Genomic DNA, 17,896 nt, shown 5'->3' with positions numbered 1-17,896 from the left:
GTCCTCCTCGCGCTCGCCGCGGCCGCATGGCTGCGGCCCCGTGCGCCGGAGAGCGCGCTCGAGGTCGCCGCGGAGGGCCCGGCGCTCGGGGCGGAGTCGGCGCTCGCCGACTGGCTGCCGGCGCCCGTCGGCGACGAGCTGCGGCTCGCGGTCTTCACGTCCGCGACCTGCCGCATCTGCCGTGAGCTCGCCCCGGCGCTCGGCGCCATCGTCGAGGAGGGCGACGTCGTCCTGCGCACCTACGAAGAGGAGCGCGACCGCGAGGTGTGGGCGGCCGCGGAGGTTCCCGGCGCGCCGTTCGCCGTCGTCGTCGACCCCGAGGGTCGCGTCGTCGCGAAGGGCACCGTGAACACCGCGCGCCAGCTCTCGTCGGTCGTCGAGGTCGCGCGGGAGCGGTACGCGACGCTCGGCGAGATGACCTCGCGCCGCACGGTCCTCGCACGGGCGGCGACCGTCGCCGGCTCGGCGGCCGTCGCCTCGTCGGTCGGCTCGCTCGTCGCACCCGGCGAGGCCGACGCCTACCACTTCTGCGGCCACATCTACACGACCGACGGCTGCCCGCACCCCACGGGGCTGCCGCGGATCGACGCGAAGGGCCGCCCGCTGCGCGCCGGCGACGGCGCGAAGGTCGACGATCTCGGGCGCCCGATCGACGACGACGGCTTCCCTCTCTCCGACGACGGCGAGCGCCTCACCGACACCGACGGGCGCCCGCTGCCGCCCGCCACCCGCAGCCGGGTCTGCGACGAGGTCGCCCGGCGCTTCCGCCTCAAGACGCGGATCGACGGCTCGTGGCACCGCTGCTGCGACGGCCGCGTCCGCAAGCTCGTCGACTGCTGCACGGCGACGGGGACCCGCCGCATCAACGGCGACCGGGCGCTCGAGGGCTACTGCTACGAGGGCCGCCGGGTCTTCTGCGTCCTGTACTACGACACGAAGGTGCCATGCTGACCGCGCTCGCCATCGCCGCGGCCGTCGCGGGAGCCGTCGGCTCCTGGTCGCCCTGCGGCCTCTCGATGATCGCGACCCTCGGCCCGTCCGGTCACGCGGGCGGCGTGCGGCGGACGGTCGGCGCCCTCGTCGCGTTCGTCCCCGGCGCGCTCGCCGGCGGAGTGCTCACGTTCGGCACCCTCGCGCTCGCCGGGTCGCTCCTCGGCGGCGAGGGCACCGCAGCGGCGGCGGTCGCCGCCGCCGTCACGCTCGCGGCGGCCGCGGTCCTCGAGGTGCGCGGGACGGCGATCGTCCCGCAGGTGCGCCGGCAGGTTCCCGAGCACTGGCGGCGGGCGCTGCCCCTGCCCGTCGCCGCCGGCGGCTACGGCGTGCTCCTCGGGCTCGGCTTCACGACCTACGTCCTGACCTTCGCCCTGCCCGCGCTCGCCGCGACGTGCGTCGCGCTCGGCGACCCCGTCGCCGGGCTCGTCGTCGGCCTGGCGTTCGGGCTCGGTCGGGCGCTGCCCGTGGTCGTCCTCGCGCCGCTCGCCCACCGCGACGTCGGCGAGTCCGCGCTCGTGCTCATGTCCGAGCGCCCCGCGGCGCTGCGGGCTCTGCGCACCGCCGCCGGCGTGACGCTCGCCGCCGGCGCCGTCGTCCTCGCCGCAGGGGCGGCCTGAGCCATGGCCGAGCTCGTCGCGAGGAGCGGGACCGACCCGAGCGCGTCCGCGTCGGACATCGCGTGGCAGACCCCCGACTCGACGGGCGTCTTCTCGCGCGACGGCGAGCTCACGCGGCTCACCGGGACGCACCCGGCGCTCGGCGGCGGGCTCGTCGCGGAGCGCCGCGACGGGGCGATCCACGTCACGAGCCTCGACACCGGCGTCGAGCTCAACGCGTTCCCCGAGGCGGGCGCCGGCCCGTTCGCGATCTCGTCGTCGTGGCTCGTCGTGCGCGTCGGTGACGACCGCGAGGACCGGCTCGTCGCGATCTCGCTCGCTGACGGCTCGCGACGGGACGTCGCGACGGTCCGCCTCCCCGGGCAGCTCGGCCGGCCCGCGCTCGACGGCGACACGCTCGTCTTCCACGAGGCGACGTCGAAGGGGACGGTCCTCCGCGAGGTCCACCTGCCCAGCGGCCGGGACCGCCTCCTGCGCCGGCGCCGGGGAGCCGTCCTCCTCAACCCCTCGATCCGCGACGGCCGGCTCGTCTACGTCCACGCGACGTTCGAGCGCCAGCGGCTCCGCCTCGGCGAGACGAGGGGCGATCGCGACGGTTCCGACGACCGGACGATCTACGACATCGCCCCGACCGTCCGCCGCGATGCCGGGCACGAGCCCGGCCGCCACCTCCACGGCGCCGGCTATCCCGGTGGCCGCGCGCCGCGCCGGCCGGCCCGGCCGCGAGGCGGCGTGACGCGCACGCTCTGGACGACGGCGCTCGAGGAGCGCGACGTGCTCGTCGCCCGGCTCCGTCACAAGGACGACGGGGTCACCGAATCGGTGCTCCTCCGCGTCGAGATCGACTGAGGCCGAGACCGGACCGGCCGCGGCGCCGACGCCGGCGTCGCGGGATGACCGCGGCGATCCGGGGGAAGCCCCGGATGGCGGCGCCGGCCACGACCGCGATCATCGCGGCATGCGTCCCCCTGGCCCATCGCTGCGGCCCCTCGTCGAGGCGGCCGTCCTCGCGCCGTCCTCCCACAACACGCAGCCGTGGCTCTTCCGCCTCGGCGACGACCGCGTCGAGCTGCACGCCGACCGCACGCGCGCGCTGCCCGTCAACGACCCGCACGACCGCGAGCTCACGGTGAGCTGCGGGGCGGCGTGGCTCAACGCGCGCGTCGCCGCCGCCCACGAGGGGCTCGGCCTCGTGACGACGCTGCTTCCCGACGGGCCGGACGGCGACCGCCTCGCCGTCGCGCGGCTCGGCGACGGGGAGCCGGAGCAGGGGCTCCCGGCGGCCGCGTCACTCGCCGGGCGGCGAACGGTGCGACGGCCGTTCCGGGACCGGCCGGTCGCTGCGGCGCTCGTCGAGATGCTCGCCGAGGCGGCGGCCGCCGAGGGCGCGCGCCTCGTCCCGCTCGACGACGATGCGCGACCGACCGTCACCGAGCTCGTCGAGGAGGGGGATCGCCGGCAGTTCGACGACCCCCGCTGGCGCCGCGAGCTCGCCGCGTGGATGCATCCGCGCCGCGTCGGCGACGGGCTCCCGGTGCCGGGCCTCGTCGCCCCCATCACGCGTCTCGTCGTCACGCACGTCGACGTCGGCCGGGGGACGGCCCACCGCGACGCCGAGCTCGTCGAGCACACGCCGCTCCTCGCGGTCGTCGCGACCGAGCGGGACGACCCCGCGGCGTGGATCACCGCGGGCCAGGCTCTGGAGCGCCTCCTCCTCGTCGCCTGCGCCCACGACGTCCAGGCGTCGTACCTCAACCAGCCGATCCAGCTGGAGGACCTCCGCCCGCGCCTCGCCGCGCTCCTCCCCGACGGGCTCGTCCCGCAGCTCCTCCTCCGCCTCGGTCATCCCGAGGGGACACCGGACCCCGCGCCGCGCCGGCCGGTGGACGACGTCGTCGAGGCGGCGTGATCTCAGGGCCAGGTGCCGGTGAAGAAGAGCACGAGCCGGATCACGAAGATCGAGGTGCCGAGCCCGATGAGCGCGAGATGTCCCCCGCCGTCCTCGGTGCGGAGACGCAGGCCGATCGCCGCGCCCCACGCGGCGAGGAACGGGACGAGGAGCCCGATCGCGATGAGAAGCCACGCGTTGCGGAGGTCGCGCCTGCGCACGAGCTCGACGCGGGGTCGCAGGGCGGCGGTGGAGTCGTTCGTCTCGAGTCTCAAGGGAGGTCCTCTCTCAGGTGGCGGGGGTGTCGGGGGTCACCGAGGTCGTCGTCCGGGCGAGAGCCTCCGCGAGACGCACGGCGTCGTCCTGGCGTCCCAGACGGGTGAGGCCCCACGGCGAGAAGGCGGCGCGGGCGGCGTCGGCGTCCTCGACGGCGAAGGCGAGCCCGGCGAGCGCCTCCCCGCGCAGCGGTCCGGACGACGTCCTGCGGCGGACGCGCGGCTCGAGCGTGGGGTCGTCGAGGAGCAGCGCGACGTTCGGCGTCTCGGTGCCGTCTCCGAGGAGCGGGAGGGCGCAGCCCTCGCCCGCCGTCCACAGCCAGCTGATCTCCGGCGAGCGCTCGAAGCCGACGGCGACGGCGTTCTCGACGTCGCCGAACGGGAAGCGGCACCAGCTCGACCAGTCGCCGTCGTCGACGTGCACGCTGCGCACCGACGCCCGCGGGACGACGAGCGGAGCCTTGAGGACCGCCGGATGGTCGACGCGGACCGCGTCGGCGCTCACGGTGAGCGTGCCTCGCTGCAGGAGGACGCGCAGCCGGGCCTGGCCGACGACGACGAGGGCGCCGAGCATGAAGAGGCCGAAGGCGACCATGAAGACGCGGCCGCCCGCGGTGAGCCCGTCCGGCGGGGACATGAGCCCACCCGCGAGCGCGAGCGCTCCGACCGGCGCGGCGAGGGCAGCGAGCAGCGCGAGCGCCGCGAAGGAGACGGCCCGGCGGGGTGGCAGCGTGAGGCGGAGGACGAAGGACGGGCCTGGCGGCACGGCGACGGGCACCTCGTCCATCGTCTCCGCGGACGCCGCCGCGGGCGGAGCGACGAGGACGTCGCCGATCCCCGCGTCGTCGACGAAGCGGCGCCAATCCTCGGCGTCGAGCCGGCCCTCGGCGAGCGCGTCGATGAGCGCGAACGGCGCGAGACCCTCGTCGTCGTGATGGAGGAGGAGCGAGCCGTCGGGGGCGGCCTCGGCGTCCCAGCCCTCCGTGTCGACGAGCGCGAGGGTCGCCGCGGCGACGAGCATGTCGGCCCACTGCTCGGCGACCGCGCGGTCGGGAGGTGCGGCGGCGACCTCGGGGAGCTCGGCGAGCCGGAGGTCGGGGAGCGGCATCTCGGTCGCTGCGCGGGCGAGCGCAGCCCGGGCCCGCGGGAGGATGACCGCGCGGGCGATCTCCTCGCTCGGCAGCTCGACGAGGTCGGCGGCATCGTCGGGGAGCACCGCGGCGAGCACCGCGCGCTCGAGGCCGTCCGCGATCACGATCGCGTCGCCCGGATCGGCGTCGGTCGTGATGTCGTCGGCCGAGAAGCTCCGCCAGCGCGCGACGATGGGCGGGGCGAAGCCGTCGGCGAGACAGGGAGCGACGGCGCGGGTCCACCACTGAGGGAACAGGTCGGCGCGCGCTGCGGCCTGACGGCAGGCGGCGAGCGCGTCGGCTCCGAGCGCGCGGGACGTCGCGCGGTCGGCGAGCATCGCCTGGCGTCGAGTGATCATGTCGTGCAAGCGGACCGCGCCGCGCGCATGGGGCCGCCACGGGACTCCGAAGACGCCGAGCGCGTCGACCTGCGCGGTCGCGAGCACGAGCCGGTCGGCGATGCGGCGCCAGGCCGGGGACGTCGCGCCGGCGTGGTCCTCGGCGAGCACGCGGGCGACGGCGGCCGACACCGCCTGCTCGCTCTCGGCGAGCCACGGGAGTCCGATCGTCACGGTGAGCGCCCGGTGTCGGCGATCGGCCGCGACCTGGGGGCCCGCGGTGATCCGGAGCGTGTCGCAGGGTGCGGCGCCCACGGCCGTCGCCGCGCGATCGACTAGGGCCCAGAGCGCGGGCTGCTCGGCCGGGGAGACGTCGTGCCCGGGTTCGACCGCCGGGGAGGGCCGGCGTCCGAGGAGGACGACCGGACCCGCCCCGACCGTGGCGAAGAGGACGAGCGCGACTGCGGGCTCGCCGAGGGCGACGGCGACCGCGGCGAGACCGGCGAGCGCGAGGAGCGGCACGCCCCAGACGTAGAGCGCGGCACCCCATCGCATGGGCCTGGCGACGCGCTGCGCAACTGCGACACGGTGCGGAGACGAGTGCACTCCGCCCGTGATCGGCAGCTCGGCGCTCGTCCTGAGTGTGGCCCGCCCGCCTCGACGCGGAGACGAGCCGGCTTTCGCGTCGCGGGTGATGCGCGTGTCACCCGCCCAGGATCTCCCCTCGACGGCGAGTCGCTTGCGCAGGCGCGGCGTGGAGGAAGAAGATCACGCGGATGAGCCGCGTGTATCCGGGTAGACCACGCGCGCCGGCCTCGCGGAGGCACCGCGGCCGCGCGCCACGGAACACGATGTCGACGGACCCGACAGAGCACCCGACAGTCCGCCCGGACGGGAGCGGCTGAGGGTCGCCATGCCGCCCGCCTCCCGCATCCTCGACCGCTTTCGGCGGCTCCTCGCGCCACCGGGGCGGCCGGCCGAAGGACTCGGGGTCCCCGCCGAGGGCGAGGATCTCGAGGCCGAGCTGCGTCCGCTGCTCGAGCAGCTCGACGCGATCGGGGCGGAGGCCGCGCGCATCGAGGCGGAGGCCGAGACGGAGGCGGCGCGCCGGCGCGAGCGTGCCGTGCACGAGGCGGCCGCGGTCCTCGAGGAGGCACGTGGCCGGGCCGACGCCGCACGCGCCGAGGCCGCCGCGGCGCGCCGCGACGCGGTCCGCGGAGAGCTCGACGACGCGCGCGCGGAGGCGGCCGCGGAGGTCGCGCGGATCCGCGGAGGCCTCGAGTCGCGCATCGCCCCGCTCCTCGAGGAGGTGGTGGCGTGCGTGCGGTCGGCCGGCCGCTGACGCCCGGATGGGTGGCGGGGAGCGTCCGCGCCCGTCAGCTCCTGCAGCGCCGCGTCGGCTCGGCCGGCGCGCGCCGGCTCGCGGGCGCCCCGACGCTCGCCGCGGCGCTCGAGGAGCTGTCCGGCACCGCCTACGGCCGTCGGACGCGCCCCGGGCTCGACCTCGCCGGTGCGCAGCGCGCGATCGCCGAGACGCTCCTGTGGCACCTCAGGGTCCTCGCCGGGTGGGTCCCGCCGCAGGGCCTCGAGCCGCTGCGCGCCCTCGCCGGGTGGTTCGAGGTCGCGAACGTCGACGACCGTCTCGAGAGTCTGGCCACAGGGGCTGTGCCCCCGCCGCCGTTCGCCCTCGGCGGCCTGTCGACGGCGTGGTCGCGCTGCGAGGCCGCGCAGAGCGCGGCGGAGATCCGCGCGGGCCTCACCGGGAGCGCGTGGGGGGACCCGGGCACGTCGTCGCCCGAGGAGATCGGCATCGCCCTGCGGCTCGCATGGGCCCGGCGCCTGCTCGGGGCCGTCGAGGAGGCCGACGCGTGGGTGACCGGGGCCGTCGCGCTCGTCCTCGCGCGCGAGAGGTTCCTCGCGGGTCGGCCCGCCGACGTGCTCGTCGCGCACCGGCCGCCGGGCGTCGGCGTCGCGTGGGCGCCGGCCGAGAGCCTCGACGCGTTCCGCGACGCTCTCCCTGCCGCCGCCGCGTGGGCCCTCGACGAGGTCGGAGAGCCCGCCGACCTCTGGCGCGGCGAGGCCGCGTGGTGGCGTCGCGTCGAGGACGACGCCACGCGCCTCGCACACGACGTCCACATGGGACGGCGCACGGTGATCGGCTGCGTCGCGCTCGTCGCGCGCGACGCGGCGCGGGTGGCCGGCGCCCTCGAGGTGGCGGCCCGCGGAGGCGGACGCGACGCGATGGAGGCCTACGATGCCGCGCTCTGAGGGCGGGGCACCCGCGCCGATGACGCGGGTCGCGCTCGTCGCCCCGGAGTCGCGGGTGCGCGCGATGCTCGTCGAGCTCGCCGATCTCGGCGTCGTCCAGCTCGTCGGGCCGCTCCCGGGGCCGCAGGGCGATGCGGTCGAGGCGCTGCGGCGGCTCGAGCGCCGCGCCGGAGACCTCGGCCCCGCGACCGACGGCGCCGCGATCACCGCGCGTCCACGTCCCGTCGACGAGCTCGAGGCGCAGGGCCGGGTGGATCTCCTCGCCGGGGAGGTCGAGCTCGCGCGCCGGGCCGCGGCCACGGTCCGGCGGTCGGGTTTCGCCGCGTTCGTCGGCTGGGTGCCGACCGAGGAGCTGCCACGGCTCTCCGAGCGACTCGCCGCGGAGGGCGCTGCCGCGGTCGCGCTGCCACGGCCGCGGTTCGTCGAGCCGCCGACGCTCCTGCGCACGCGGAGGGCGGCCGCGCCGTTCAGCCCGCTCGTCGCGACCTACGGAGCGACGCGGTACGGCGACATCGACCCGACGCCGTTCGCCGCCGCCTCGTTCGTCGTGATGTTCGGGATGATGTTCGGCGACGTCGGCCACGGCCTCCTCCTCGCCGGTCTCGGTCTCCTCCTGCGTCGCACGCGGCGACCGCGCCTCGCGCCGCTGCGGCCCCTCGCGCCCTTCGCGATCGCCGGCGGCCTCGCCGCGGCCGTCTTCGGGGCTCTCTACGGCGAGGTCTTCGGCCCGACCGGCATCATCGACGCGCTCTGGATCGAGCCGCTCGAGGAGCCCATCGAGCTTCTCGCCGGGGGCGTCGCGGCCGGCGCGATCCTCCTCGCGGCCAGCTACGGCATCGGCGTCGCGAACCGGCTGCGAGAGGCCGGGTGGCGAGGAGCGCTGCTCGCCCCGTCGGGCGTCGCCGGCCTCGCCGTCTTCCTCGGCCTGTCGCTCGCCGGACTCGGCGTCCTCGCCGACGCGGGTGGGCTCGTCGCCGCCGGTGCCGCGACGGCGGTCGCGGGAGCTCTCCTCCTCCTCGTCGGCTTCCTCGCCGAGGCCGGGTTCTCCGGTGCCGCTGTCGCCGAGTCCGTCGTCGAGGTGCTCGACGCCGTCCTCCGCGTCGGGTCGAACCTCATCTCGTTCATCCGTCTCGCCGCGTTCGGCCTCATGCACGCGGCGCTCTCCGCCGTCGTCCTCGACGGCGCGACCTCGCTGTGGGAGGGCGGCGTCGTCGCCGTGCTCGCCGGGGTCGCCCTCTTCGCGGTCGGCAACGCCGCCGCGTTCGCGCTCGAGGCCCTCGTCGCCGGGGTCCAGGCGATGCGCCTCGAGTACTACGAGCTCTTCAGCCGGGTCTACGCGGGGCAGGGCGAGGCCTTCGCCCCGTGGAAGATCGACGTCGTCGACCGTCAGGAGACCGCATGACCCCCGTCCTGCTCGCCGCACCCCTCTCGCTCGCCGTGGGGCTCGCCGTCGCGGCCTGGGCCCGCCGCGCCCCACGGCGCGCGCTGCGCCGCGTCGTCATCGCGAATCTCCTCGCGGCCGGCGCCGGTCTCCTCGTCGTCGTCGCTGTCGCGCTCGGGCTCGCCGGACCGGCGGAGGCGGCCGACGCGGCCGAGGCCGCCAACCCCGACGCGGGCTCGGCGTACATCGGCGCCGGGGTGGCGATCGCCGGCTCGGCGATCGGCTCGGCGATCGCCGTCGCCTACACCGGGGCCGCCGCCCTCGCGACGATCAGCGAGAAGCCCGAGCTCTTCGGGCGCGCGATGGTCGTCGTCGGGCTCGCGGAGGGGATCGCGATCTACGGCCTCGTCATCGCGGTCGTCCTCATCGGCGAGGCATGAGCCGCGTCGCGGCGATCGGCGAGGAGACGCGCGTCGTCGGCTACGCGGCGGCCGGCGTGCTCACGTTCGCGGCGGCGGCGCCGGACGAGCTGCACCGCGCCTGGCACGACCTGCCCGGCGACGTCGCCTGCGTCCTTCTCACCCCCGCCGCGCACGCTGCGCTCGAGCAGCGCCTCGGCGAGCGTCCCGACCTTCTCTGGACGGTTCTGCCCGCATGACCGTCGACCCCGCCCGCGACGCGCTTCTCGCCGAGGCCCATGAGCGAGCCGCGGCCCTCGTCGCCGATGCCGAGCGGGAGGCCGCCGGCCGGCTCGCCGAGGCGCGGCGCGAGGCGGACGAGGTCGTCGCCGCCGCCCGCGCCCGCGGACAGGCCGAGGGCCGCACCCAGGCCGCGCGCGAGGCGGCGGTGGAGCACGCGCAGATCCGCGCCGAGGTGCTCGCGGCGCGGCGCGAGGCCTACGACGCGCTGCGGGCCCGCGCGCGGGAGGCGGTGATGTCGCTCCGCGAGGACCCCGACTACCCGGCCCTCCTCGACCGCCTCTCGGCGGCCGCGCACCGCGACCTCGGCGAGGACGCCGCGGTCGAGCTCGATCCCCCGGACGTCGGCGGCGTCCGCGCACATCGCGGCACGTGCTCGGTCGACAGCACGCTCCCCGTGCTCGCCGATCGCTGCGTGGACGCCCTCGGCGAGCGGTTGCGGAGCCTGTGGACGTGAGCGGGCCCGTCGTCACCAAGGTGAGCGGGCCGCTCCTCGAGATCCGCGGGATGGGCGACGCGCGCCTCCTCGACCTCGTCGAGGTCGGTCCGCGCCGGCTCACGGGCGAGGTCATCTCGCTCGAGGGAGACGTCGCCGTCGTCCAGGCGCACGAGGACACCAGCGGGCTCGCGACCGGCGCGCCCGCCTCGCTGGGCGACGGGCCGCTCACCGCCGATCTCGGTCCCGGGCTCCTCGGCGGCGTGTTCGACGGGATGCTCCGCCGGCTCGGCGATCTCGACGCGCGGCTCGTCCCGGGCGCCCGCGCGCCGACGCTGCCGCCCGACCGCCGGTGGGCGTTCACCCCGTCGGTGCGAGCGGGCGCGACGGCGGGGCGGGGAAGCGTCCTCGGGACCGTTCCCGAGTCGCCCGCGGTGACGGCCCGGGTGCTCGTGCCGCCGGGAGCCGAGGGCGTCGTCGAGTGGATCGCCGACGAGGGCGAGTACACCGTCACCGAGCCCGTCGCGCTCGTCGGCGGCCAGGAGGTGCGGCTCGCCCAGCGCTGGCCCCTGCGGCGGCCGCGACCGAGCCGCTGGAGGCTCCCCGGGTCGGTGCCGGTCTCCACCGGCCAGCGCGTCCTCGACCTCATGTTCCCCGTCGCTCGGGGGTCGACCGCGGCGGTCCCCGGTGGATTCGGCACCGGGAAGACGCTGCTCCTCCAGCAGGTCGCGAAGTGGTCGGACGCCGACGTCGTCGTCTACGTGAGCTGCGGCGAGCGCGGCAACGAGCTCGCCGACGTCCTCGAGGAGATGTCGACGCTCGAGGATCCCCGGACCGGCCGGTCGCTCCTCGACCGCACCGTGCTCGTCGCGAACACGTCGAACATGCCGCTCATGGCGCGTGAGGCGAGCGTCTACGCCGGGGTGACGGTCGCCGAGCTCTACCGCGACATGGGTCTCGACGCGCTCGTCATCGCCGACTCGACGTCGCGCTGGGCCGAGGCCCTGCGCGAGATCGCCTCCCGCGCCGGCGACCTCCCCGCCGAGGAGGGCTATCCGGCGTCGCTGGCTCCGACGCTCGCCTCGTTCTACGAGCGCGCGGCGCGCGTGCAGACCCTCGGCGGGGACGTCGGGTCGGTGACGATCCTCGGCGCGGTCTCGCCGCCCGGCGGCGACATGGCCGAGCCCGTCACCTCGCACACGGGGCGCTTCGTCCGCGCGGTGTGGTCGCTCGACCGCGACCTCGCCTACGCGCGCCACTATCCGGCGGTCGGCTGGACGGCGTCCTCCTCGCGCGACGCTCCGCTCGTCGCTCGCTGGCACGGAGAAGAGGGCGATCCCGACTGGGGTCGGCGTCGCGCCCGCGCGGTGCGCCTCCTCGCCGAGGCGGACCGCGTGCAGGGCGTCGCCGACCTCGTCGGGGTCGCCTCCCTGCCCGATCCGGAGCGCGTCATCCTCCTCACCGGTCGTCTGCTGCGCGAGGCGGTGCTGCAGCAGAGCGCCCTCAGCCCGAACGACGCGTGGAGCTCGCGGGAGAAGCAGGCGGCGCTCCTCGAGATGGTGCTCGCGCTGCACGACCGGGCGGTCGACCTCGTCCGCCGCGGCGTCGCCGGGGCCGAGATCGAGGCGCTCGACCTCGCGGCCGCCGTGCGCGCGCGTGATCGCGTGGGGCCGTCGGACGCCGACGGCGTGCGCGCGGTCCGCGACGAGCTCCTCGCTCGCATGGAGGAGCTCGCATGAGGGTCCCGGTCGAGCACTCGCGGATCGACTCCGTGCGAGGTCCGCTCATCGTCGTGGGCGACGTCGCCGGCGTCGGCTGGAACGAGACGGCGGAGATCCGGCTCGCCTCCGGCGAGCGCCGTCACGGCGTCGTCCTCGAGGTCGCCGACGACCTCGCCGTCGTCGAGGTGCTCGAGGGCACCGAGGGCATCGGGACCGCGGGGGCCCGCGTCGCGTTCTCGGGCGCGCCGCTGAGGATCCCGGTCGGGGAGGGGTGGCTCGGTCGCGTCTGCAACGGCCGGGGCGAGCCGATGGACGGAGGACCGCCGATCCTCGGGTCCGAGGAGCGCGAGGTCGCCGGCGCGCCGATCAACCCGGCACGCCGCGCGACGCCGCGCGACCCGGTGCTCACGGGTGTCTCGGCGATCGACGGCCTCGCGACGCTCGTCCGCGGCCAGAAGCTCCCGATCTTCTCGGTCGGCGGCCTCCCGCACCTCGAGCTCGCCGCCCAAGTGGCCGCGCAGGCGCAGGCCGGCGGCGAGCCCTTCGCCGTCGTCTTCGCCGCGATCGGCATGACGCACGCCGACGCGGCGGACGTCGGCGCGACGCTCGCGAGCCGCTCGGCGGAAGGCGACCTCGCCGTCCTCCTCAACACCGCCGACGACCCGCTCGTCGAGCGCATCATCGTGCCGCAGGTCGCGCTCACGATCGCCGAGCACCTCGCGTTCGAGGGGGACAGGCACGTCCTCGTCGTCATGGCCGACCTCACGAGCTACTGCGAGGCGCTGCGCGAGGTCTCCTCGGCCCGCGGCGAGGTCCCGTCGCGCCGCGGCTACCCCGGCCACCTCTACAGCGACCTCGCGGGGCTCCTCGAGCGGGCCGGACGCATCGAGGGCAGGCGCGGCTCCGTCACGCAGCTCCCCGTCCTCACGATGCCCGCCGGCGACATGAGCCATCCCGTCCCCGACACGGTCGGCTACATCACCGAGGGGCAGCTCGTCCTCTCGCCCGAGCGCCACGCGGAGGGGCTCTACCCGCCGTTCGACGCGCTCTCGTCGCTCTCGCGCCTCATGCGGCGAGGCGCGGGCCCCGGCCGGACGCGCGAGGACCACCTCGAGCTCTCCGCGCAGCTCTACGCGCTCGCGGCCGAGGCGCGGCGCGCCCGCGAGCTCGCAGAGGTGCTCGGCGCCGACGCCCTCTCACCCTCCGAGCGGCGCCGGCTCGACTTCGCCGCAGCGATGCAGTCCGAGCTCATCGCGCAGGACACCGACGAGGCGCGGTCCCTCGACGAGACGCTCGACCGGGGCTGGCGCGTCGTCTCGCGGCTCCCGCGCGCGGAGCTCACGATGCTCTCCGAGGAGGCGCTCGACGCCCGCTACGTGGAGGCCGGCGGATGAACGTCCGGCATCCACCCGGCCGTGCGGGCCGGCCGTGGCTCGCCCACCGCCTCGCCGTCGCGCGGCGCGGCGCCGAGCTCCTGGACTCCAAGCAGCGCGCGCTCGAGGACGAGCGGCGCCGGCTCGCGCCGCTCGTCGCCGCCGCCCGCGAGGAGTGGGAGCGGGCGGCGCGCGACGCGGAAGGCGCCCTGACACGGGCCGCGGTCATGGGCGGCGAGAGGCAGGTCGACATCGCGCGCGCCACGGGCGGGCGCGAGGCCGAGGTCGACGTGCGGTGGCAGACGGTGCTCGGCGTCACCTGCCCGGCCGACGCGGACGTGCATCCGTCCGACGCGCCGCTGCCCGTCGGCGCGAGCGCCGCCCTGCACGTCGCCGCCGACGCCCATCGGCACGCGCTGGCGGCCGGCGTGCGCCACGCCGTGCTCGCCGGGGCCCTCGCGCGCGTCGAGAGCGACCTGCGCGCGACGGCGCTCCGCCGCAACGCGATCGAGCGGCGGTGGATCCCCGCCCACGAGGACGCGCTCACCGCGCTCGAGATCGCGCTCGAGGAGCTCGAGCGCGAGGACGGCGTGCGCGTGCGATGGGTGGCGGGGCGATGAGCGGCGCGGGAGCCGCGGCATCGGCGGCCGTCGTCGTCGGCGACCTGGTCGTGCGCCGGGGTGGTCGCGACGTCCTCCCCGGCGTCTCGGTGCGCGTCCCCGCCGGCCGCGTGACGGGGCTCGTCGGCCCCAGCGGATCGGGCAAGACGACGCTCCTGCGCGCGATCGTCGGCGTCCAGGTCGTCGCCGGCGGCGAGGTGACGGTCCTCGGCGAGCCGGCCGGCACGCCGGGCCTGCGCCGCCGCGTCGGCTACGTCACGCAGGCGCCGTCGGTCTACGCCGATCTCACCGTGCGCGAGAACCTCGCGTACTTCGCGCGGGTGCTCGGCGCGCCGCGGAGCCGGATCGACGAGGTCGTCGAGACGACGGGCCTCGGCCCCCGATCGGAGCAGGTCGTCGGCACGCTCTCCGGCGGCGAGCGGTCGCGCTGCTCGCTCGCCGTCGCGCTCCTCGGCGAGCCGGAGCTCCTCGTGCTCGACGAGCCGACCGTCGGCCTCGACCCCGTCCTCCGCGCGCAGCTGTGGGACGCCTTCCACGCCGAGGCGCACCGCGGCCGGACGCTGCTCGTCTCGACGCACGTCATGGACGAAGCCGACCGCTGCGACCACCTCCTCCTCATGCGCGAGGGGCGCATCGTCGCCGACGAGCCGCCGCGCGACCTCCTCGAGCGCACGGGCGCCCGCACGCTCGAGGACGCGTTCCTGCGGATCGCGAGGGCGGAGGGGTGAGCCTCGCCGTCACGCTCGCGACGGCCCGCCGCGTCGCCGCCCAGCTGCGCCGCGACCGCCGGACGGTCGCGATGGTCTTCGTCATCCCGCCCGCGCTCCTCGCGCTCCTCAGCTGGGCCTTCGACGAGCGACCCGGCGCCTTCGAGCGGGTCGGCGCGCCGCTCGTCGGCCTCTTCCCGCTCATCATGATGTTCCTCATCACGTCGATCGCGATGCTCCGCGAGCGCACGAGCGGCACGCTCGAGCGCCTCATGTCGATGCCGCTCGCGAAGCTCGACCTGCTCGTCGGCTACGGGCTCGCGTTCGCCGCGCTCGCCGCCGCCCAGGCGACCGTCACGGCCGTCGTCGCGTTCGGCCTCCTCGGCGTCGACACGGCGGGACCGGTGTGGGCGGTCGTCCTCCTCGCCGTCGGGAACGCGGTCCTCGGCATGGCGCTCGGGCTCCTCCTCAGCGCCTTCGCCCGCACGGAGTTCCAGGCCGTGCAGTTCATGCCCGCGTTCATCATGCCCCAGCTGCTCGTCGCCGGGCTCTTCGTCCCGCGCGAGCAGATGCCGCAGACCCTCGAGACGATCGCCTCCGCACTGCCGTTCACCTACGCCTACGACGCGCTCGCGAAGGCGGCGGCCGACGACTTCGACGGCCGGCTGTGGCTCGACGTCGGCGTCGTGACGGGATGCATCGTCCTCGCGCTCGTCCTCGGCGCGGCGACGCTCCGGCGCCGGACGCCGTGAGGTCTCAGCCCTTCACGACGCCGAGCGGCACGAGACGGGCGACGCGCGCGGCGAGTCCCGCGCGCTCGACGACGCCGACGACCCGGTCGACGTCCTTGTAGGCGAACGGCGCCTCCTCCGCGAGCCCGCGCTGCGACGCGCCGCGCACGACGATGCCGCGCGCCTCGAGCTCCCGCTTCACCTCGGCGCCGGACACCTGACGCCGGGCGCCCGTGCGGCTCATGCGACGCCCGGCGCCGTGGCAGGTCGTCCCGAACGAGCGCTCCATCGCGCCCGGCCGGCCGGCGAGCACGGCGCTGCTCGTCCCCATGCTCCCCGGGATGAAGACGGGCTGGCCGGCCTCGCGGAAGACCTCGGGGATCTCGTCGGAGCCGGGCGGGAACGCACGGGTCGCGCCCTTGCGGTGCACGCAGAGCGTGCGGCCGCCGTGCCGCTCGAGCTTCGCGACGTTGTGCGCGACGTCGTAGACCTGGTGTGTCGCATCGGCGGCCGCCGGGCCGAGCGTGACGGCGACCGCCTCGCGCACGCGGTGGGCGAGCGCCGCGCGGTTGGCGAAGGCGAAGTTCGCGGCCGCGGCCATGGCCGCGAGGTACTCGCAGCCCTCGGGCGAGGAGATCGGCGCGCAGGCGAGCTGGCGGTCGGGGAGCGTGATGCCGAACCGCTTCTGCGCGGCGTCCATGCGGCGGACGTGGTCGGTGCACACCTGGTGACCGAGGCCGCGGGAGCCCGAGTGGATGAGGACGGTCACCTGGTCGCGCCGCAGCCCGTAGGCCGCGGCGGCGTCCGTCTCGAAGATCTCGGAGACCCGCTGCACCTCGAGGAAGTGGTTGCCGGAGCCGAGCGTCCCGAGCTGGTCGGCGCCGCGCAGCCGCGCCCGCTCGGAGACCGCGCGCGGATCGGCGCCGTCGAGCCGGCCCTCCGACTCGGTGTGGACGATGTCCTCGGCGGTCCCGATGCCGTGCCCGTGGAGGAGGGCCCGCGGGCCCTCGCGCAGCACCTGGTCGAGCTGCGCGTCGTCGAGCGCGAGCGACCCCTCGCGGCCCGCCCCTGCGGGGACCCGGCGTGAGAGCTCGTGGACGAGCTTCTCCGTGCGCGCGCCGAGCTCGCTCGCGGTGATCGGCAGGGCGAGGAGGCGGACGCCGCAGTTGATGTCGTAGCCGACGCCGCCGGGCGAGACGACCCCGTCGGGCGGCTCGGTCGCGGCGACCCCGCCGACCGGGAACCCGTAGCCCTGGTGGACGTCCGGCATCGCGAGCGCGGCGTCGCGGATGCCGGGGAGCGTCGCGACGTTCGCGATCTGCTCGAGCGAGCGGTCCTCGGCGATCTCGTCGAGGATCGTGGCGTCGGCGAAGACGCGGGCGGGGACGCGCATGTCGGCGCGCGCGTCGGCGGGGATCTCCCACGTGACGTCGTCGACGCGGCGCGGTCGCAGCGGGGGCCGGTCAGACATCGAGGACCACCGTCGCCCGGTACCCGTCATCGGTGCGCGCGAAGCCGAGCCGGTGATACGTGACGGCCTTCACGAGGTGGCGCGGGCGCGCCGGTCGCATCCGGACCCGCGCGCGCACCGCGTCGGGCCCGACGTCGAGCTCCTCCACGGTCTCGGGGACGACGCGCTCGGTCTCCGCGCGGAACACGAGCTCCTCGAGCCACGCCGCGAGCAGCGCTCCGCGGTCCGGGCCGGTCACCTCGATCGCGACGACCTCGCCCGCGCCGTCGCCGTCGGGATCGCCGAGCAGCTCCGTGAGCGCGCACATCGCCTCGACGAAGACGTCGCCCTCCGTCGGGGCCTCGACCTGCATCTCGAGCTCGGCGGTGTGGTCGATCCAGCGGGTGGTCACGAGCCCGGACCGCCGCCGAGGCCGAGGAGCGCCGGCACGTCGGCCATCGAGTCGACGACGGCGGTCGGCGTGATGCCCGAGGCCGCGACGACCTCCGGGCGGTACTTGCCGGTCCGCACGAGCACGGCGCGCACGTCCGCCGCGAGCGCCCCGCCGATGTCGCTCTCGACGTCGTCCCCGATCATCACCGCCTCGGCGGGTTCGACGCCCATCTCCTCGAGCGGGATCCGGAAGAACGCGGGGGACGGCTTGCCGACGACCGTCGCTTCGATGCCGCTCGCGTACTCGAGGGCCGCGACGAACGCGCCGACGTCGAGCGCGAGGCCGTCGGCGGTCTGCCAGAAGCGGTTCTTCTGGAGGGCGAGGAGCTCGGCGCCGGCCATGAGGCGGCGGAACGCGGCGTTGAGGACGTCGTAGGTGAAGCCCTCGCCGAGATCGCCGAGGACGACGACGTCGGCTTCCCCCGCCCCGTCGGCCGGGACCGCCTCGAGGCCGCCCTCGAGGTCGGGGCGCAGGTCGTCGCTCACGAGGAGCGCGGCGCGGCGATGCCCGCGCTCCCGGCAGTGCGCGAGCGCGAGCGACGCGGGGGTGAGGAGCTCCTCTTCGCCGGCGTCGACGCCGGCGCGCCGCAGGCCGTCGAGCACGCCCGCCCGTGACCGCGACGTCGTGTTCGTGAGGAAGCGGAGCGCGATCCCCGCGGAGCGCAGCCGGTCGACCGCGTCCGCGGCCCCCGGGACCGGCGTCCCCGCGACGTGGACGACGCCGTCGATGTCGACGAGCGCCGCGCGGGCGCATGCGAGGGCCGCCTCGACGTCGTGCCCGACGGTCGAGACGGGGTCCTCGCCCATGACGGCGTGG

General features: G+C 76.5%; 20 protein-coding genes. 15 read left to right on the top strand and 5 right to left on the bottom strand.

Annotated elements, in window-relative coordinates; genetic code table 11:
• From ACME2J_RS01465 to ACME2J_RS01450, 4 genes are all read left to right on the top strand, one after another.
• Positions 1-951 (top strand): TlpA family protein disulfide reductase (locus tag ACME2J_RS01465; RefSeq protein WP_495543082.1); only part of this gene is annotated, 951 nt, incomplete at its 5' end.
• Positions 945-1,610 carry a hypothetical protein gene (locus ACME2J_RS01460; RefSeq protein ID WP_495543081.1) on the top strand — a complete coding sequence of 222 codons (666 nt, stop codon included), beginning with the start codon at positions 945-947 and terminating at the stop codon, positions 1,608-1,610. The genes ACME2J_RS01465 and ACME2J_RS01460, both read left to right, overlap by 7 nt.
• A gap of 3 nt (positions 1,611-1,613) precedes the next feature.
• A complete protein-coding gene (locus tag ACME2J_RS01455) occupies positions 1,614-2,459 on the top strand; it encodes a hypothetical protein (protein WP_495543080.1) in 846 nt (281 codons plus the stop codon).
• 109 nt (positions 2,460-2,568) lie between these two features.
• Complete coding sequence (locus tag ACME2J_RS01450) at positions 2,569-3,519, top strand: Acg family FMN-binding oxidoreductase (RefSeq protein ID WP_495543079.1); 951 nt, start codon at positions 2,569-2,571, stop codon at positions 3,517-3,519.
• Between the two features lie 2 nt (positions 3,520-3,521).
• On the opposite strand, the gene ACME2J_RS01445 is transcribed toward ACME2J_RS01450, so the two are convergent.
• Complete coding sequence (locus ACME2J_RS01445) at positions 3,522-3,773, bottom strand: hypothetical protein (protein ID WP_495543078.1); 252 nt, start codon at positions 3,771-3,773, stop codon at positions 3,522-3,524.
• 13 nt (positions 3,774-3,786) lie between these two features.
• The gene (locus ACME2J_RS01440) at positions 3,787-5,796 is read right to left on the bottom strand and encodes a M48 family metalloprotease (protein WP_495543077.1); all 2,010 of its coding nucleotides are present in this window, start codon (positions 5,794-5,796) and stop codon (positions 3,787-3,789) included.
• A gap of 358 nt (positions 5,797-6,154) precedes the next feature.
• Here ACME2J_RS01440 and ACME2J_RS01435 point away from each other — a divergent pair, with 358 nt between their 5' ends.
• Genes ACME2J_RS01435 through ACME2J_RS01385 form a run of 11 tightly spaced genes read left to right on the top strand, consistent with a single transcriptional unit; the run spans position 6,155 to position 15,197 of the window.
• Positions 6,155-6,583: a hypothetical protein gene (locus ACME2J_RS01435; protein ID WP_495543076.1), complete on the top strand. Its 429-nt coding sequence runs from the start codon at positions 6,155-6,157 to the stop codon at positions 6,581-6,583.
• Positions 6,559-7,509 carry a hypothetical protein gene (locus ACME2J_RS01430; RefSeq protein ID WP_495543075.1) on the top strand — a complete coding sequence of 317 codons (951 nt, stop codon included), beginning with the start codon at positions 6,559-6,561 and terminating at the stop codon, positions 7,507-7,509. The genes ACME2J_RS01435 and ACME2J_RS01430 overlap by 25 nt, the downstream gene beginning before the upstream one ends.
• Positions 7,496-8,911 (top strand): V-type ATPase 116kDa subunit family protein, encoded by a 1,416-nt coding sequence (locus tag ACME2J_RS01425; protein WP_495543074.1) that lies wholly within the window; start codon positions 7,496-7,498, stop codon positions 8,909-8,911. The genes ACME2J_RS01430 and ACME2J_RS01425 overlap by 14 nt, the downstream gene beginning before the upstream one ends.
• Positions 8,908-9,330, top strand: a complete 423-nt coding sequence (locus ACME2J_RS01420; RefSeq protein WP_495543073.1) for an ATP synthase subunit C — start codon at positions 8,908-8,910, stop codon at positions 9,328-9,330. Before ACME2J_RS01425 ends, ACME2J_RS01420 begins: the two co-directional genes overlap by 4 nt.
• Entirely contained in the window at positions 9,327-9,548 is a 222-nt protein-coding gene (locus tag ACME2J_RS01415) for a hypothetical protein (RefSeq protein WP_495543072.1), read from the top strand. The genes ACME2J_RS01420 and ACME2J_RS01415 overlap by 4 nt, the downstream gene beginning before the upstream one ends.
• Entirely contained in the window at positions 9,545-10,045 is a 501-nt protein-coding gene (locus ACME2J_RS01410) for a V-type ATP synthase subunit E (protein WP_495543071.1), read from the top strand. Before ACME2J_RS01415 ends, ACME2J_RS01410 begins: the two co-directional genes overlap by 4 nt.
• Positions 10,042-11,763, top strand: a complete 1,722-nt coding sequence (locus tag ACME2J_RS01405) for a V-type ATP synthase subunit A (protein WP_495543070.1) — start codon at positions 10,042-10,044, stop codon at positions 11,761-11,763. Before ACME2J_RS01410 ends, ACME2J_RS01405 begins: the two co-directional genes overlap by 4 nt.
• Positions 11,760-13,139 (top strand): V-type ATP synthase subunit B, encoded by a 1,380-nt coding sequence (locus tag ACME2J_RS01400; protein ID WP_495543069.1) that lies wholly within the window; start codon positions 11,760-11,762, stop codon positions 13,137-13,139. Before ACME2J_RS01405 ends, ACME2J_RS01400 begins: the two co-directional genes overlap by 4 nt.
• Complete coding sequence (locus tag ACME2J_RS01395; protein ID WP_495543068.1) at positions 13,136-13,738, top strand: V-type ATP synthase subunit D; 603 nt, start codon at positions 13,136-13,138, stop codon at positions 13,736-13,738. Before ACME2J_RS01400 ends, ACME2J_RS01395 begins: the two co-directional genes overlap by 4 nt.
• Entirely contained in the window at positions 13,735-14,466 is a 732-nt protein-coding gene (locus tag ACME2J_RS01390) for an ABC transporter ATP-binding protein (protein WP_495543067.1), read from the top strand. The genes ACME2J_RS01395 and ACME2J_RS01390 overlap by 4 nt, the downstream gene beginning before the upstream one ends.
• Positions 14,463-15,197: an ABC transporter permease gene (locus ACME2J_RS01385; RefSeq protein WP_495543066.1), complete on the top strand. Its 735-nt coding sequence runs from the start codon at positions 14,463-14,465 to the stop codon at positions 15,195-15,197. Before ACME2J_RS01390 ends, ACME2J_RS01385 begins: the two co-directional genes overlap by 4 nt.
• Positions 15,198-15,201: 4 nt before the next feature.
• Here the strand turns inward: ACME2J_RS01385 and ACME2J_RS01380 are convergent, their stop codons facing one another.
• From ACME2J_RS01380 to ACME2J_RS01370, 3 genes are read right to left on the bottom strand one after another with little or no spacing between them, the layout of a single operon-like run.
• A complete protein-coding gene (locus tag ACME2J_RS01380) occupies positions 15,202-16,647 on the bottom strand; it encodes an RtcB family protein (RefSeq protein WP_495543065.1) in 1,446 nt (481 codons plus the stop codon).
• Complete coding sequence (locus ACME2J_RS01375; protein WP_495543064.1) at positions 16,640-17,038, bottom strand: archease; 399 nt, start codon at positions 17,036-17,038, stop codon at positions 16,640-16,642. The genes ACME2J_RS01380 and ACME2J_RS01375 overlap by 8 nt, the downstream gene beginning before the upstream one ends.
• Positions 17,035-17,886 (bottom strand): TIGR01458 family HAD-type hydrolase, encoded by an 852-nt coding sequence (locus tag ACME2J_RS01370; RefSeq protein WP_495543063.1) that lies wholly within the window; start codon positions 17,884-17,886, stop codon positions 17,035-17,037. Before ACME2J_RS01370 ends, ACME2J_RS01375 begins: the two co-directional genes overlap by 4 nt.
• Between the last annotated feature and the right edge of the window lie 10 nt (positions 17,887-17,896).

The sequence above is a fragment of the Paraconexibacter sp. genome (assembly GCF_059438195.1).
Note: the sequence above shows the minus strand (reverse complement) of the source record. Positions and strands in the feature narration are given on the sequence as shown.

Excerpts from the sequence above, each read along its gene's own strand:
- ACME2J_RS01425 (WP_495543074.1), top strand. The coding sequence starts at position 7,496 with ATGCCGCGCTCTGAGGGCGGGGCACCCGCGCCGATGACGCGGGTCGCG.
- ACME2J_RS01415 (WP_495543072.1), top strand. The coding sequence starts at position 9,327 with ATGAGCCGCGTCGCGGCGATCGGCGAGGAGACGCGCGTCGTCGGCTAC.
- ACME2J_RS01440 (WP_495543077.1), bottom strand. The coding sequence starts at position 5,796 with ATGCGATGGGGTGCCGCGCTCTACGTCTGGGGCGTGCCGCTCCTCGCG.
- ACME2J_RS01450 (WP_495543079.1), top strand. The coding sequence starts at position 2,569 with ATGCGTCCCCCTGGCCCATCGCTGCGGCCCCTCGTCGAGGCGGCCGTC.
- ACME2J_RS01410 (WP_495543071.1), top strand. The coding sequence starts at position 9,545 with ATGACCGTCGACCCCGCCCGCGACGCGCTTCTCGCCGAGGCCCATGAG.
- ACME2J_RS01435 (WP_495543076.1), top strand. The coding sequence starts at position 6,155 with ATGCCGCCCGCCTCCCGCATCCTCGACCGCTTTCGGCGGCTCCTCGCG.
- ACME2J_RS01400 (WP_495543069.1), top strand. The coding sequence starts at position 11,760 with ATGAGGGTCCCGGTCGAGCACTCGCGGATCGACTCCGTGCGAGGTCCG.
- ACME2J_RS01380 (WP_495543065.1), bottom strand. The coding sequence starts at position 16,647 with ATGTCTGACCGGCCCCCGCTGCGACCGCGCCGCGTCGACGACGTCACG.
- ACME2J_RS01455 (WP_495543080.1), top strand. The coding sequence starts at position 1,614 with ATGGCCGAGCTCGTCGCGAGGAGCGGGACCGACCCGAGCGCGTCCGCG.
- ACME2J_RS01460 (WP_495543081.1), top strand. The coding sequence starts at position 945 with ATGCTGACCGCGCTCGCCATCGCCGCGGCCGTCGCGGGAGCCGTCGGC.
- ACME2J_RS01395 (WP_495543068.1), top strand. The coding sequence starts at position 13,136 with ATGAACGTCCGGCATCCACCCGGCCGTGCGGGCCGGCCGTGGCTCGCC.
- ACME2J_RS01420 (WP_495543073.1), top strand. The coding sequence starts at position 8,908 with ATGACCCCCGTCCTGCTCGCCGCACCCCTCTCGCTCGCCGTGGGGCTC.
- ACME2J_RS01390 (WP_495543067.1), top strand. The coding sequence starts at position 13,735 with ATGAGCGGCGCGGGAGCCGCGGCATCGGCGGCCGTCGTCGTCGGCGAC.
- ACME2J_RS01370 (WP_495543063.1), bottom strand. The coding sequence starts at position 17,886 with ATGGGCGAGGACCCCGTCTCGACCGTCGGGCACGACGTCGAGGCGGCC.